This window comes from Nocardia sp. NPDC004722, from assembly GCF_053601505.1.
The window spans coordinates 1-14,984 of record NZ_JBSGBY010000150.1 but is presented as its reverse complement, the minus strand read 5'-3'; the positions used below and the strand labels follow the sequence as shown (position 1 = coordinate 14,984).

Below are 14,984 nucleotides of genomic sequence, written 5' to 3'. Positions count from 1 at the left end.
CACCTGAATCTCTGACAAGGAGAAACCATCATGACCACCATCGATCCCACGCCGCGCGTACAACCCGCAGCGGCCCCAGAACTCGACCACATCCACCGAACGCTTCGAACTGGTCATCGCCGCGGACGGCGTGCACTCGGCCACCCGCCGCATGGTCTTCGGCGACGAGGAGCAGTTCGCCACCCACCTCGGCGGCTACATGGCGTTCTTCACCATGCCCACGCCCGACGACGCCGAAGAGGGCTGGCTGACCGGATGCTCGATTCCCAGTGCCTCCTTCGCGATTCGGCCCGACCGCGATCCGGCGACCGCGAAGGGCATCATCACGCTGCGCCAGGATTACGACCCGGCGCTGCGGCGGGATCCGGTCGCCCAGCAGGCGCGGATTCGCGAAATGCTCAGCGGCGCGGGCTGGAAGGCCCCGCTCATCCTCGAGGCGATGACCACCACGCCCGACTTCTACTTCGATCAGCTGGCCCGCATCGACGTGCCGGAGCTGTCCTCGGGCCGGGTCACCCTGCTCGGCGACGCCGGGTACTGCGGTTCCCCGCTGACCGGGATGGGCACCGCCATGGCCATCGTCGGCGCCTACATCCTCGCGGGTGAGATCGCCGCCACCCCAACCGATCTGGGTCGTGCCCAGGCCCGCTACCAGGAGTTGGTGACCCCGTTCCTGGACAAGGCCAAGGAGCTGCCTGGCGGTGGCATCAAGATGATGCTGCCGACCACCCGGTTCGGTGCGGCCGCGGCGCGGATGAACTGGCGGGTCATGACCTCCAAGGTCATGCTGCCGCTCACCAAGAAGCTCTTCGCCCCGGCCACCGCCGACTACGTCCTCCCCAATTACTGAGCCGCAATGTGGCCGCTACCCTCGAACCCGTGCGGCAGAAGATCCTGATGGACAACGACACCGGCATCGATGACTCCCTCGGCCTGCTCTACCTGCTCTCCTCCCCCGAGGCCGAGATCGTCGGAATCGCCTCCAGCGCGGGCAATGTGCCCGCGCCGCAGGTGGCGGCCAACAACCTCGCGCTGCTCGACCTGGTCCGGGCCCCGGATCTGGAGGTGGCCCTGGGCGCGCTGACCCCGCTGGCGGTGCCGCTACGGACCACCGAGGACACGCACGGACCTCAGGGCGTGGGATACGCCGAGTTGCCGCCGACCACCCGGACCCTGTCCGAGCGGTCGGCGGCACAGCTGTGGGTGGACTTGGCGCGCGAGTATCCCGGCGAGATCGTGGGCCTGTGCACCGGTCCGCTCACCAATCTCGCGCTGGCGCTGCGGATGGAACCGGAACTGCCGCAACTGCTCGAGCGACTGGTCATCATGGGCGGCGCGTTCAACCATCCCGGCAACACCACCCCCACCAACGAGTGGAACGTGCACGTGGATCCGGAAGCGGCCAAGGAGGTCTTCGACGCCTTCTCCGCCGCGCCCGCGAACCGGCGGCCCATCGTGTGCGCGCTCGACATCACCGAGACCATCGAGATGAAGCCGAAACACCTGGCGCTGCTGGCGGAACGGGCCGGGAGCACCCCGGTGGAACTGGTCAGCGAGAACGATCCGCCCGAAGCGCGGTCGGCGGCCAGCAATCCGCTGGTGCGGTACCTGACCGACGCGGTGCGGTTCTACTTCGACTTCCACAAGCTCTACGACCAGGGCTATCTGGCCCATATGCACGATCCGTTCGCCGCGGCGGTGGCGCTGGATCCGAGTCTGGCGATCACCAAGCCCGCGACCGTGGACGTGGAGCTGGCCGGGACCATCACCCGCGCCACCACCGTCGCGGACTGGGCGGGCATGTGGGGGCGGGAACCCAACGCGGACATCGTGGTCGCCACGGATCCGGAACTGTTCTTCGAGCGGCTGATCAGCCGGGTCGGAGACTACGCGAGGACGGCGTACGCCGAGGGAGACGCGCAGCGGTGACCGGCGAGCAGGACATCGATGACGTCACCGCGTTCCGCGCCCGACTAGGGCTGCCCGCGCTCATCGACGTCCACACGCATTTCATGCCCGAGCAGGTGCTGCGCAAGGTGTGGGGGTATTTCGACGCGGCCGGGCCGCTGATCGGCCATCGCGAATGGCCCATCACCTACCGCGACGAGGAGCAGGTGCGGTTGAAGACGCTGCGCGGCTTCGGGGTTCGCGCGTTCACGTCGATGGTGTACCCGCACAAGCCGGACATGGCGGCGTGGCTCAACGACTGGTCGGCCGATTTCGCGGCGCGAACGCCGGACTGCCTGCACACCTCCACCTTCTACCCGGAGCCGTCCGCGCCCGGCTATGTGCGTGCCGCGATCGAGGGCGGAACGCGGATCTTCAAGCTGCACATCCAGGTCGGCGGCTACCATCCGGCCGACCCATTGCTGGACGAGGTGTGGGGCATGGTGCAGGACGCCGGTATCCCGGTGGTCATGCACTGCGGATCCGGGCCCGCCGCCGGGGAATTCACCGGTCCCGGGCCGATGGCGACGCTGCTGCACCGCTTTCCGCGACTGCGCCCGATCATCGCGCACATGGGCGCGCCCGAGTACGGCGAGTTCCTCGATCTGGCCGAGTCCTACGACGGCGTGCTGCTCGACACCACCATGAACTTCACCGATTTCTTCGACGCCGGTGACTTCCCGGTCGCCGAGCTCCCCCGGGTGCGCGATCTCGGTGACCGCATCCTCTTCGGCAGCGACTTCCCCAATATCCCGTACCCGTACGGTGACGCGTTGCTCGCGCTCGAACGTCTCGACCTCGGCGATGATTGGCTGCGCGCGGTCTGCCACGATAACGCGGCACGCGTCTTCGGTCTGGGCTAGCGCCTCACGAAAGGTGGTCGGTCATGCGGTTGGTCGCGGAGATTCTGGTCGGTCTGCTCGCCGCCCTGCACGTCTACATCATGGTCATGGAGATGTTCCTGTGGACCACGCCTCGGGTGCGCGCCAGCTTCGGCAGCACCGCGGAGTTCGCCGAGGCGACGAAGGTGCTGGCCGCCAATCAGGGCCTCTACAACGGCTTCCTGGCCGCGGGCCTGATCTGGGGTCTGATCGCGTCCGATCCCGTCGGGCAGGCCGCGAAGATCTTCTTCGCGGCCTGCGTGGTGGTGGCCGGACTCTACGGCGCGGCCACCGCCAGCCGACGGATCCTGTTCGTCCAGGCGCTGCCGGGCGCGATCACGCTGATCGCGGTCCTACTCGCCGGATAGCGCCGCGGCGCTGAGGGCGATCTTGGCATTGCGGCCGGGGCGCTCGCTGGCCGCGGCGGCCTCGGCCGCCTCGTCCAGCGGGTAGGTGGACTCGACGGTCAGGTCGAGCACGCCCTGGGCGGCCAGGGTGACCAGCTCGGTGATGAGGCGGCGGCGCTCGTCGCCGCCGATCTCCTCGGCCCGCTTGGAGCCCCAGAAGCCCTTCACCACGGCCTGTTTGAAGATGATCGGCCCGGGGTTGAGCACCAGCGGCTGGCCCGAGAGCGCGCCGAAGGTGATGAGCTCGCCGCGCGGTCCCAGCAGCGACAGCAGCTCGTCGGCCGCCTTGCCGCTGACCTGGTCGACGGCCCGCACGATCGGCTCACCGCCGGTGGCCTCGGCCGCCTGCGTGCGCCAGTCCTCCGACTCGGTGTCGACGACCGGCTCGAAACCCAGCTCCCGCAAGGACTTCGCGGCGGCGGCGCTGCGCACGAGATTGAGCACGTGCACGCCGCGTGCGCGGGCCAGCAGATTCAGCAACCGACCGACCGCGCCGTTGGCGGCATTGATCGTGATCCATTGCCCGGCTTCGACATTCAGGTCCTCGAGCAGCATCAACGCGCTCAACGGCATGGCCAGCAGCTGGCTGGCGGTCGCGTCGGAGACCGAGTCGGGCACCGGCACGACACCGGCCGCCTTGGCGACGAAGTATTCCGCCCACGCGCCCTGGACACCCGAAACCGTCACGCGCTGACCGACTTCCAGGCCGGTGACGCCGGGCCCGAGGGCGTCGACGCGGCCGACGGCCTCGGTGCCCGGGACAGCGGGCAGTTCCGGCCGATAGCCGTAGACGCCGCGAATGATGGCCAGGTCGTGATTGTGGATCGGGGCCAGGGTGGTGGCGATGCGCACCTCACCGGGGCCGGGTTCGGGCGTCGGCCGCTCCCCCGTCGTCAGCACATCCTTGGGCTCGCCGAACTGTTCGATGACTACCGCACGCATGATCGCTCCTCCTCAGTCTTCGACGACGATGACGTCGACGGGGATATTGCCGCGCGTCGCATTGGAATACGGGCACACCTGATGCGCCTTCTCGGCGAGTTCCTTCGCCTCGTCGAGCGGCAGGTGCGGCAGCGAGATCTCGAGGGTGACGGTCAGGCCGAAGCCGCCCGCCTCGTTCGGGCCGATGCCGACCTTCGCGCCGACGGCGGAATCCTCGACGTTCTGCTTGGTCATACGGGCCACCGTGCGCAGCGCCGAGTGGAAGCAGGCGGCGTATCCGGCGGCGAAGAGCTGCTCGGGATTGGTGCCGAGGCCGTTGCCGCCCATCTCCTTCGGGATCGACAGGTCGAATTCGACCTTGCCGTCATCGGAGCGGACGTGTCCGTTGCGGCCGTCGCCGGTCGCGAGGGCTTCTGCGGTGTAGAGCACGCTCATGCGGGGTTCTCCTTGGATCGGGTGTGGCTGGTGAGCGCCGTCGTCAGGCGGCGCAGGGTGGTGCGGAGTTCGGCCAGCTCGGCCAGGGACATGCCGGTGATCTCGGCGGACTGCTCCGGGATATGGCATGCGGCGGAACGTAATTCGCGGCCGCAGTCGGTCAGCGTGATCTCCACGCGCCGCTCGTCGGACGCCGATCGGCGGCGTTGCACGAAGCCCGCCGATTCGAGCCGTTTGAGCAGGGGCGAGAGGGTCCCCGAGTCCAGCTCGAGGGCCGAGCACAGGTCGCCCACGGTGCGGCCGTCGCGCTGCCAGAGCGCGAGCAGGACCAGGTACTGCGGATAGGTGATGCCGAGCGCGTCGAGTTTGGGCCGGTACATGGTCGTCATCGCCCGCGACGCGGCGTAGAGCGCAAAGCACAGCTGGTTGTCGAGCACCTGCTGTTCGTTGTCGAGCGCTTGCTCTTCGGTCACGTCCAACAACATAGCCCTCAATTTAATTGTGCACAATCTTTCTTGCCGTCTGCTGGATCACAGCCGGCCATCGACAGCACAAGATCAGATACCGATCAGCGGGAAATTCCGTCACGAGCAGCCGATTCGGCGATAACTTCCACTAGAACGCGTTCTACTAGTGGCACGTCGAGGTAGTGGGAGTTGGGATGACGCACGAGGTAGTGAGCCGGGTCGAGGAGCTGTCGGGGCAGTTGGCCGCGACCGCCGAGGAGACCGAACGACTGGGGAAGCTCTCCGACGAGAGCGTCAAGCTGATCCGCCAGGCCGGGGTGATGCGACTGCTGCAGCCGACCGACTTCGGCGGATACGCCGCGCATCCGCGCGACTTCGCCGAGGCGGTCATGGCCGTGGCCAAGCACTGCGGCTCGACCGGCTGGGTGTGCGGGGTCGGCGGGGTGCATCCGTGGGAGATGGCTCTGATGGACCGCCGCCTGCAGAACGAGGTGTGGGGCGAGAACCCGGACACCTGGATCGCCTCGCCCTATGCGGCGCAAGGTGTCGCGACCCCGGTCGAGGGCGGGTACACGCTGCGCGGGCGCTGGCAGTTCTCCTCGGGCACCGACCACTGCGACTGGATCTTCCTGGGCGCCATGGTCGGTGACGCCGACGGCAAGCCCGTGATGCCGCCGAATGTCATGCACGTGGTGCTGCCGCGTCGCGACTACACCATCGTCGACGACTCCTGGGACGTCATCGGGCTACAGGGCACCGGCAGCAAGGACATCATCGTCGACGGGGCGTTCATCCCGGATTATCGGACCATCGGCATGGACGCGGTGGCCGCCGGTGAGGTCGCCGCCGAGCGGGCGGGCCGCACCGAGACGGTGTACCGGCTGCCGTTCTGGGCCATGTTCCCGCTGGGCATCACCGCCGCGGTGGTCGGCATCGCCGAAGGCGCGCTGGCGGCGCACCTGGATTACCAGCGTGACCGGGTCACGGCCATGGGGACCCGGATCAAGGACGATCCGTATGTGCTGTCGGCGATCTCCGAGGCGGCCGCCGATATCGCGGCCTCGCGCACGCAGCTGCTCGACGGTGTCAGCCGCCTCTTCGATCAGGCCGAGGCCGGGCAGGAGATCACCTTCGCCGATCGATCCGTGGTGCGGCGCAATCAAGTTCGCTGCGCGTGGCGGGCGGTGTCGGCGGTCGACGAGATCTTCGCGCGCTCGGGCGGCAATGCGGTGCGGCGGCAGAATGTCATGCAGCGGTTCTGGCGGGACGCGCACGTGGGCCTGCAGCACGCCATCCACACGCCCGGCTCGCTGTATCACTCGACCGCGCTGACCATCATGGGTGTCGAGCCCGAGGGGCCGCTGCGCGCCATGATCTGAGCGATCGGCCCGAGACCGTTACCGCGCCCGGCGGCCCTGCTTGCGGGCCGTTGCGGTGGGTGATGCCGTAGGTTTGCCACCGAATGGTTCCTGACGGGCGGTTCGGGAGGCGAGGTGGCGCGGTGACACGGGCCGACAGCGGTGTGCTCTGTACCGATCTGCCCTTGTCGTCGGCCCAATTGCGGTGGTGGGTGGCGCAACAGCTGTTTCCGGACGTGCCGAACACCGTGGCGATGTACCTGCTCTTGGACGGGTCCCTGGAGCGGGAGTTGCTGCAGGAGTGCGGCGCCCGGGCAGCGCGCGAGCTCGAGTCGCCGCTGCTGCGGTTCCGGCTGGTCGAGGGCTATCCGCGGCAGTATGTGGACCCCGCCGCCTTCCCGGCAGCGCCGTTCGTGGATGTGAGCGGGGAGCCGGATCCGATGGCCCGTGCGCTGGAACTGATGGATCGCGACCGGTGCGCGCCACTGGATCTGCTCATGGACGCGCTCACCGTGGCCACCGTGTACCGGCTCGGGCCGCGGCGGCATCTGCTGTACCTGCGCAGCCACCACATCGTGCTGGACGGGCTGGGGGCGGCCGCGCTGCTGCGCCGGACCACCGAGTTGTACAGCGCCACACTCGATTCGGGTGCTCCACCCGGATCCGACGTGGCGTTCCTCGGCGTCGCCGATCTGCTCGAGGACGAGACCCGCTACCTCGCCTCCCCGCGCGCCACGGCCGATCGCGACTACTGGGCGCGGGAACTCGCGGGCATGGGTGAGCCCGCACGCCTGGCGGGGCCGCCCGCCACGCCCGCACCTCGGCCGCATCGGATCACCGCCGAGGTGCCCGAATCGGTGGCGGAGCGGCTGCGGAGTCTGCGGCACGATGCCGGAGTCGCTTTTCCCGAGCTCACCATCGCGGCCTTCGCGTGCTATCTGGCCGGGCTGAACGGGTCCGACGAGATCGTGCTGTCGCTGCCCGTGCCCGCCCGTCCGACGGCGGCGTTGCGGCGCTCGGCGGGCACAGTGTCGAATGTGGTGCCGTTGCGGCTGAACGGAATTCGTTCCGCCACCGGTGCCGAGGTGATCGAGCAGGTACGGGCCAAGGTGGTGGGGGCGCTGCGGCATCAGCGCTACCGCTACGAGGACATGGTGCGCGACAGCGGTGAAAGCCACACGGTGCGCGGCAGTTTCGGGCCGGTGGTGAACATGCTGCGGTTCGTCGAGCAGCCGCGGGTCGGGCCGCTGAGCGCGGAGGTGCGGCTGCTGTCGCTCGGGCCGGTGGAGGATCTGCTGGTCAATGGGTATCAGCTCGGGCCGGACGAGCGGACGATCACCCTTGACATGCAGGCGAATCCGGCGCTGTACAGCCGTGAGACGCTGGCCTGGCATCATGCGCGGTTTCTGGAATACCTCGAACGGTTCCTCGTCGATCCGGGGCTACCGGTTCCGGTTCCCGAGTTGGCCGCCCACACCGGTAAGCCCGGCGATGCGCCCTCCGCGCCGCACGCCGCCGCGGGCTCGCGACTGCTCCCTGACCTGCTGCGCGCCGCGATCGTTCGCGCGGACGGGTGCGGCGAGGCCGTCGCGCTCCAGGACGGCGCACGCAGCTGGACCTACCGCGAACTCGACGAGTCGTCGTCCCGGTGGGCCCGGGTTCTGATCGAATCCGGGGCCGGGCCGGGATCGTTCGTGCTGGTGGCGGTGCCGCGTTCGGCCGAATCGGTGCTCGCCGTGTGGGCGGTCGCCAAGGCCGGGGCCGCGTTCGTCCCGGTGGATCCCACCGACCCGCTGCGGCGTTTACGGACCATCGCGGCGGATTCGGGTGCGCGCGTGGGGTTCACGGTCTCGGCCGTGCACGCCGATCTCCCGGAGGAGACGATCTGGCTGGAGCTCGACGACCCTGGGCTGGGCGCGCAGGTGCGCCGCCGGTCCGCCGCGGCGGTGGGCGACGAAGACCGGATCCGTCCGCTGCACGCCGAGCACCCGGCGTACCTGATCTACACCTCGGGCACGACGGGCACGCCGAAGGGTGTGGTGGTCACTCATCGCGGGCTGGGGACGTTGAGCGACTATCTCGTCGAACACTATGGGGTCGAGGCGGATTCGCGGGTGTTGCACGCGCACGCGCCGTCGTTCGACGCACATCTGCTCGAGCTGCTGGCCGCGTTCGCGGCGGGTGCGCGCCTGGTGGTCGAGCCGCCGGGTGTGGTCGCCGGAACCGAGCTGTCGCGGCTGCTCAATGCCGCGCGAATCACGCATTTCCTCACCACGCCCGCCGTCTTGGCGACGCTGACACCCAGTGAGGTCCCGGCGTTGCGGGTGGCCGTAGTAGGCGGGGAAGCCTGCCCGGCCGAGCTGGTGCGGTGCTGGGCACCGGAATTGCGGCTGTTCAACGGGTATGGGCCGACCGAGATCACCATCATGGCGACGCAATCGCGGGCACTGACCGCGCTGGGGCCGGTGACGATCGGTCCGGCGCTGCCGGGGGTGCGGGCGCTCGTGCTCGACGCCCGGTTGCGGCCGGTGCCGCCCGGCGGCCCGGGTGAGCTGTACCTGGGTGGTCCCGGTGTGGCGCGGGGCTATCTGCACCGGCCGGGCGCGACCGCCGAACGGTTCCTGGCCGATCCCTTCGAACGGGGTGAAAGGCTGTACCGCACCGGCGATCTGGTCCGGGCCGAGGTGGACGGGAGCTTCGATTTCCTGGGCCGCGCCGATGATCAGCTGACGGTGCGGGGTCGGCGCGTGGAGGCGGGTGAGGTGGCGGCGGCGCTGTTGACGTTGCCGGAAATCGCGCAGGCCGTCGTCACCGCCGAGGAGTCGCCCGCCGGGGTGCGGCTGATCGGCTATGTGGTCGCCGCACCCGGGGTCGCACTCGGCACGACCGCGTTGGTGCGCCGGTTGCGTTCCCTGTTGCCTGCCGCGTTGGTCCCCGCGCAACTGGTTGCGCTGGAGCGTCTCCCGATCACCGCCCACGGCAAGGTCGATCGGGCCGCCCTGCCGCCACCGCCCCTCGCGCAGCGCCCGTATCGCGCGCCCGAGACCGACTCGCAGCGCCTCGTCGCCGAGCGATTCGCGGCCGCCACCGGGGTCGAGCGGATCGGGCTCGACGACGACTTCTTCGAGCTCGGCGGCAATTCGCTGCTGGGAGTGGCGGTGTCGGCGGAGCTGTCCGCGGCCACCGGACTGCCGGTGACGGTGCGCTGGCTCTACACCGCGCCGACGCTGGCCGAACTCGCCGACCGCCTGGTGGCCCACGACGGCGGCGCCGACACCGAGGATGGGCTCGGTGCCGTACTCACCTTGCGCCGCAACGGAACCCGCACTCCCCTGTTCTGTGTGCATTCGGCGGTTCCGCTGGCCTGGTGCTACGCGGGCCTCGCTCAGCACGTGCACGATCGGCAAGTCTACGGCTTGCAGGCCCTGACCTCCGACGGTGACCCGCACGCGGTGTCGAGCATCGACGAGCTCGCGGGCGGCTACGTCGAGGAGATCCTGCGGGTGCAGCCCGACGGGCCGTATCACCTGCTCGGATGGTCACTCGGCGGGCAGATCGCGCACGCCATCGCGGTGCGGCTGCGGGCGCGCGGGGCACGGGTCGCCACGCTGGCGATGCTGGACAGCATCGTCTTCCCCGACGACATGCCGCCACCGCCGACGCCGCGCATGCGGGATCTGCTGACGCATCTGCTCGGCGACGAGCCCGACAATGCCGACGACCTGCCGGAGGTGACCGCGCAGCAGGCGGCCGCCGAACTGGCCGCCGGCGCGGCCTCTTTCGGCACCGGGCTCACCGCGGAGCAGTTGACGCGGCTGCATCGGGGCTACGTCGACGGGGTGCGGCTGTCGGCCGGATACCGTCCGGGCGTCTTCGACGGCGACCTGCTGTACTTCTCGGCCACCCACGGCATGACCGGGTCACTGGATGCCGGGCTGTGGCGGGAATTCGTCACCGGCAGGCTGATCGAGCACCCGGTCGCGGCCACGCACGCGCAGCTCACCAATACCGAGGTGGTCGCGGTCATCGGGCCGCTGCTCGCCAAGCACCTCGAGGGCCAGGGATGAGGAGCTCGGAGAGCGGGGTGCGCTGGTTCAACGTGTACGAGGAGGCGGCGGGCTGGGACGGCGAGGGGGCGGCGGCCGGGATCCTCACCCGATGGGTGAGCGAGCACCTCATGCGACCGCACGCGGCGCTCGGGCGGCCCGGCCCGGTGTGCCCGTTCGTGCGGCACAGCATGGTCCGGCGGCTGTTCTGGGCCGGGCTCGCCGAGGGCGGCGACGAGCTCACCGCCGCCGGGATGCATCGAATCGTGGACGATGCCTTCGCGCTGTATCAGGCTCTGCGGCAGGAGAATCCGGGTGAGACGCGCGGGCTGACACTGGTGACGGTCTTCCCGGGGCTCACTCGCTACGAGCTGGTGGACGCCGTGCACGCGGAACGCAAGACCGAGATCGTGGGTCAGGGCATGATGCTCGGTCAGTTCTATCCCGGCTGTAGCGTTCCCGGACTGTGGGATCGGGATTTCCATCCGCTGGACGCCCCGCTGCCGATGCTGGTGTTGCGCTCCATGATGAGCACCGACTTCCCCTTCCTGGCCGCGCGCTCCGATTGGCTGTTCGCGTATCTGACCCGCGTCGCGCCGGATCTGCCTCGCACCCTGCGGCAGTCGATAGCCGAGAGGATGCGGGTGCCTGAATCCGAGGCCGGTGAGATCACCGCGCTGCGCGCACATTGCGCCGACGAACACGCGCGGTGATCACCAGATTTCCAGTTCGGCGGCACGATAATCCAAGGATGCATCGGCTCTCGCGCTACCTCGTTGCTCTGATTGCCACCTTTGCTGCGCTTGTGCCCACGACGGCCGCGGCCGACCCCGGCGGGGCCGCGATCCTCGACGTCCGGCCGCTGGGTGGTCGTCAATACGAGGTCACGGTCTATTCCGCGGCCATGAACCGGAATATCCCGGTGTGGATTTCGCACCCCGACTTCGCCGCGCCCGCCCTGTATCTGCTCAACGCGGTCGACGGCGGTGAATCCGGCGGCCCCTGGTACAACCGGACGGATACCGCGCAATTCTTCGCCGACAAGCCGGTGAACGTGATCACCCCGATCGGCGGCCGCGCCAGCTTCTACACCGACTGGATGTCCGACGACCCGACCCTGGGCCGAAACAAGTGGTCCACCTTCCTGATTCAGGAATTGCCGGCCCTGCTCGAGCCCCGCTTCCAGATGACCGGCCGCAACGCTGTCGCGGGCGCCTCCATGTCGGCGGTCTCGGCCCTCGACCTCGCCATCGAAGCCCCCGGCATGTACCAGGCGGTCGGCTCCTACAGCGGCTGCCCGCGCACCACCGACGCCGTCGCCCGCACCTACGTCCGCTCCGAACTCGGCCTGTTCGGCGCGAACGCCGCCAATATGTGGGGCGCGGACGACAATCCGGCCTGGGACGCCCACGACCCCGTCCTCAACGCCGACCGCCTGCGCGGCGCAGCCCTCTACATCTCCGCCGGCAACGGCGCCCCCGGCATCCACGAATCCCTCACCGACCCGAGCATCGCCGGAAACCTCGGCGCCCTCACCGACCGCATGGCCGTCGGCGGCGTCATGGAATCCGTAGTCCGCAACTGCACCGACTCCCTGGTCGGACGCCTTGCCGCACTAGGCATCCCCGCCCAGATCGCCTACCGCAACGGCACCCACGCCTGGCCCTACTGGCAGGACGACGTTCACGACTCCTGGCCTTTGTTCGCGTCCGCCCTCGGCGTCTGAATTTCGAAAGATCCTTCCGAAGTTGAATACTCGTAATTCGACCTTAGGGAGTTTTTGCCCGCGAGGAGATTCGCGATTACCTTTCACGGCTGGGTGCGCACCCGGTCCGAACGACAATCAATCGGGATAGCTTGGCTGTCTTGATTATTCGAAGGGAATCACACTATGGGCTCCATCGTCGTCACGCTGGGCAATCTACTCACCGGCTCCGCCACCGCCATCGGATCCGCCAGCCTGCTCGCGATCCTCGGCACGATGTTCGCGCCGGTCATCTAGCACCGGCCGTACGCCAGAAAAACCCGATGAGCGCCGGTCAGGTCGCGGGCAACGCCATAAAGAGAGGCTTGCATGAGCGCGATCGGGCCGGTGCCGTTGGCGTCGGAGGTGTCCTCGCGCTGTTCGGCGAGCGGGATGCCGGGCACCATAGCGGCCGACACAGACGTGGTCGTCCTCGAGTAATAGGGCAGCGTCTGCTCCGCCCTCGCCGTCTAAGAACCCGAAACTTCTTCCCTAAGAGGCGAGAACGCTGCGGTGACCGCCGCGAGAACGAAGACGAGAACGGCGCAGCACAGGGCGAATCGGTTCCCCATGTGCCCGGCGCGAAGTCCCGCGATGAGTGCGCCGAGCGCGGCTGTCGTTCGGTTGATCGAGCGCCGGGTGGCATTCACCCGGCCGAGTAGTTCGTCCGGTGTGAGTGCCTGCCACAACCCCATCTCATTGGAGTTCTCGGTGCCCGCCGCCAACCCCTGCAGGGCCAGCGCGACGAAAAGCACAGCGACACCGGCACCCGCGGCGGGCGCAACGGCCACGAGCAGCCAGGTGAACGGATAGACCGAACGCGCGGCGATGATCACTCGACCCGGTCTGAACCGACGGCCACACCAAGGGGCGATCGACGCGCCGACCAAACCGGTGATGCCGAGGACCGCCAGCAACGTCCCGAAGGCATAGGCGTTCAGGCTCAGTGACCGCAGGGCGAGCAACGAAAGTAGTGGCATCGCAGCGCCATTGGCGAGAAACCAGACGTGTGTCGAGACCGCGAGGGGGCCGAGCACGCGGTGGTGATAGGTCCAACGCAGGCCGTCACGGATCTCGGCTGAAAGGTTGCGCCTGCGAGCGCGAGGTCGGGGCTCCTCGACGCGGATACCGGCGGAAAACGCGGCCTCGACGACATAACTGAGCGCATCCGCTGCCACCGCCACCGGGGCACCGAGCAGCCCGACGAGTGCGCCTCCGATCGCCGGTCCGAGAGTTGTAGCGGCAGCGTCGGTTTGGTCGAGACGCGCATTGGCTGTGACCAGTTCCGTCCGAGGTACAAGACGAGGGAGCAGCGACTGTGTGGCAGCGAACCCGAACACCGAGCACGCACCGAAGGACAGCAGCGCGATGACCAAAGTCCAGATGCGCAGTGTTCCGGTGAGCCAGAGCGCCGGGATAGCTCCGAGCGAAAGCGCACGTCCGACGCTCGCCCACACGAGAATAGGTTTCCGACGCCACCGATCGGCGTACACGCCCGCGACGAGTCCGAGCACCGCATAGGGCACGAGTTGAGCGGCGCTGACGATCCCGACCTGCGAAGGTGTCGCATCGAGTACTCGGACTACCAGAACGGGCATCGCCGCCCCGGTCACCGCCGACCCGAACGAACTGATCGCCGCGCCCGCCCAGAACCGCCGAAACGCACTGCCGACAACAGCAGCGGATTCCCCCATCTCACCCCCCGTGCCCGTCCGCGCCGACAGTAGTCGAGGGCTTGGCAGATCCTCTAGGCTGTGCGGGCTACCCGGCCTCTGGTCCGTTGAGGCGGGTGGTTTTGTTTTCGGGAGGGAATGCACGTGACAGTCAGACAGCACGATCGAATCGATCAGATCGCGGCCAATTCGCAAGGGCACGTGGTGTTGTGCATGATCGAGGATCGTTTGTACGCCGAGGACGATGTCGCGGTCATGAACGAGGATTTCCGGCAGAAGCTCAACGCTTACATCCATGCGATTCGCTCCGGGATGGTGCGGGAGATGACCGGGAAGCAAGTGACCGGAGTCGAGTTGCGGTTGGTCAGTCCGGACGAACCGTCGAGCCTGGTTCAGCAGATGATCGACACGGTGAACCGAGAGCTGGTCTCGCAGAACATCACCGCCACCTGGGAGGAGTGGGGTGATCGGGTGACACCGGCGATCGTCGAGGACGCGCTGGTCCACGCGGCGATCGACCAGATCGGCACGAACTGGAAGACAACCTATCTGTGGGCCGTCCTGGTCGGCGACGAAGGCCGCGGCGGTCTCCAGGTGCACCGCGAGGACGGCGTCGTCGACACCGTCGAGGCATCGGACACGTTGCGCCAGTTGTTCTTCGAACACAAGAAGCTGTCCTACGACGAAAAAACCGGAACCTGGATCAGCGCGGTGCTCTCGATCGCGAGCACGGACAACTACACGGCGGACTACCTGAAGGATGAGGTGCACGACAAGCTGCCGACTCCCGCCGCGAAAGAGTTCGCCCGAGAATTGAAGCGGTTCCCACGATCCGATCGCGCCAGTGTGGAACGCCTGACAGGCGAGGCACCACCGGCCCCCAAGCGCCGCTGGTTCGGTCGTTGAACTAGCCGCCGGTAGGCACTGGCGGTGCGGGAAATTCGGGCGGGTTGAAGCCCAATGCGGTTGCGAGGGCGATTGTTCGGCGGGGAGTGCTGCATTGCCTGGCCGCGCTTGCAAGGTCGCCGCGATCGGCATGGTCCGGCTCTGCGATCCCATCCAGACACAGGAGAATGAAGGCGAT

General features: G+C 68.4%; 14 protein-coding genes. 9 read left to right on the top strand and 5 right to left on the bottom strand.

The genetic code is table 11. The features are described from left to right. Positions 1–43 precede the first annotated feature (43 nt). The 4 genes from ACWELQ_RS17135 to ACWELQ_RS17120 are packed head-to-tail and all read left to right on the top strand — an operon-like array spanning position 44 to position 3,196. Positions 44–850 (top strand): FAD-dependent monooxygenase, encoded by an 807-nt coding sequence (locus tag ACWELQ_RS17135; protein ID WP_452398014.1) that lies wholly within the window; start codon positions 44–46, stop codon positions 848–850. 47 nt (positions 851–897) lie between these two features. Then, positions 898–1,929, top strand: coding sequence for a nucleoside hydrolase (locus ACWELQ_RS17130; protein ID WP_452398013.1), 1,032 nt, complete (start codon positions 898–900; stop codon positions 1,927–1,929). Further along, positions 1,926–2,810, top strand: a complete 885-nt coding sequence (locus tag ACWELQ_RS17125) for an amidohydrolase family protein (protein WP_452398012.1) — start codon at positions 1,926–1,928, stop codon at positions 2,808–2,810. Before ACWELQ_RS17130 ends, ACWELQ_RS17125 begins: the two co-directional genes overlap by 4 nt. Before the next feature lie 23 nt (positions 2,811–2,833). Further along, positions 2,834–3,196: a DUF1304 domain-containing protein gene (locus ACWELQ_RS17120; RefSeq protein WP_379351796.1), complete on the top strand. Its 363-nt coding sequence runs from the start codon at positions 2,834–2,836 to the stop codon at positions 3,194–3,196. Here ACWELQ_RS17120 and ACWELQ_RS17115 read toward each other — a convergent pair. The 3 genes from ACWELQ_RS17115 to ACWELQ_RS17105 are packed head-to-tail and all read right to left on the bottom strand — an operon-like array spanning position 3,182 to position 5,085. Then, positions 3,182–4,177 (bottom strand): zinc-binding dehydrogenase, encoded by a 996-nt coding sequence (locus tag ACWELQ_RS17115; RefSeq protein WP_452398011.1) that lies wholly within the window; start codon positions 4,175–4,177, stop codon positions 3,182–3,184. The two genes, ACWELQ_RS17120 and ACWELQ_RS17115, sit on opposite strands and share 15 nt — an antisense overlap. A gap of 12 nt (positions 4,178–4,189) precedes the next feature. After that, positions 4,190–4,612, bottom strand: coding sequence for an organic hydroperoxide resistance protein (locus ACWELQ_RS17110; RefSeq protein ID WP_452398010.1), 423 nt, complete (start codon positions 4,610–4,612; stop codon positions 4,190–4,192). Then, positions 4,609–5,085, bottom strand: a complete 477-nt coding sequence (locus ACWELQ_RS17105; protein WP_452398009.1) for a MarR family winged helix-turn-helix transcriptional regulator — start codon at positions 5,083–5,085, stop codon at positions 4,609–4,611. The genes ACWELQ_RS17110 and ACWELQ_RS17105 overlap by 4 nt, the downstream gene beginning before the upstream one ends. 188 nt (positions 5,086–5,273) lie before the next feature. On the opposite strand from ACWELQ_RS17105, the gene ACWELQ_RS17100 reads away from it, so the two are divergent. The 4 genes from ACWELQ_RS17100 (at position 5,274) to ACWELQ_RS17085 (ending at position 12,209) form a co-directional block, all read left to right on the top strand. Next, complete coding sequence (locus tag ACWELQ_RS17100) at positions 5,274–6,458, top strand: acyl-CoA dehydrogenase family protein (protein ID WP_452398008.1); 1,185 nt, start codon at positions 5,274–5,276, stop codon at positions 6,456–6,458. Between the two features lie 122 nt (positions 6,459–6,580). After that, complete coding sequence (locus ACWELQ_RS17095) at positions 6,581–10,504, top strand: amino acid adenylation domain-containing protein (protein ID WP_452398007.1); 3,924 nt, start codon at positions 6,581–6,583, stop codon at positions 10,502–10,504. Further along, the gene (locus ACWELQ_RS17090) at positions 10,501–11,196 is read left to right on the top strand and encodes a DUF6875 domain-containing protein (RefSeq protein ID WP_452398006.1); all 696 of its coding nucleotides are present in this window, start codon (positions 10,501–10,503) and stop codon (positions 11,194–11,196) included. Before ACWELQ_RS17095 ends, ACWELQ_RS17090 begins: the two co-directional genes overlap by 4 nt. Positions 11,197–11,288: 92 nt before the next feature. Further along, complete coding sequence (locus tag ACWELQ_RS17085; protein ID WP_452398005.1) at positions 11,289–12,209, top strand: alpha/beta hydrolase; 921 nt, start codon at positions 11,289–11,291, stop codon at positions 12,207–12,209. Positions 12,210–12,481: 272 nt separating this feature from the next. Here ACWELQ_RS17085 and ACWELQ_RS17080 read toward each other — a convergent pair whose 3' ends face one another. Together ACWELQ_RS17080 and ACWELQ_RS17075 are read right to left on the bottom strand one after the other, a co-directional pair. Further along, positions 12,482–12,646, bottom strand: coding sequence for a hypothetical protein (locus tag ACWELQ_RS17080; RefSeq protein WP_452398004.1), 165 nt, complete (start codon positions 12,644–12,646; stop codon positions 12,482–12,484). Positions 12,647–12,697: 51 nt separating this feature from the next. Then, positions 12,698–14,197 (bottom strand): MFS transporter, encoded by a 1,500-nt coding sequence (locus ACWELQ_RS17075; RefSeq protein WP_452398003.1) that lies wholly within the window; start codon positions 14,195–14,197, stop codon positions 12,698–12,700. Between ACWELQ_RS17075 and ACWELQ_RS17070 the strand changes: the two genes are divergently transcribed. After that, on the top strand, positions 14,102–14,806 hold the full coding sequence (locus ACWELQ_RS17070; protein WP_452398002.1) for a hypothetical protein: 705 nt from the start codon (positions 14,102–14,104) through the stop codon (positions 14,804–14,806). The genes ACWELQ_RS17075 and ACWELQ_RS17070 overlap by 96 nt on opposite strands. The last annotated feature ends 178 nt before the right edge of the window (positions 14,807–14,984 follow it).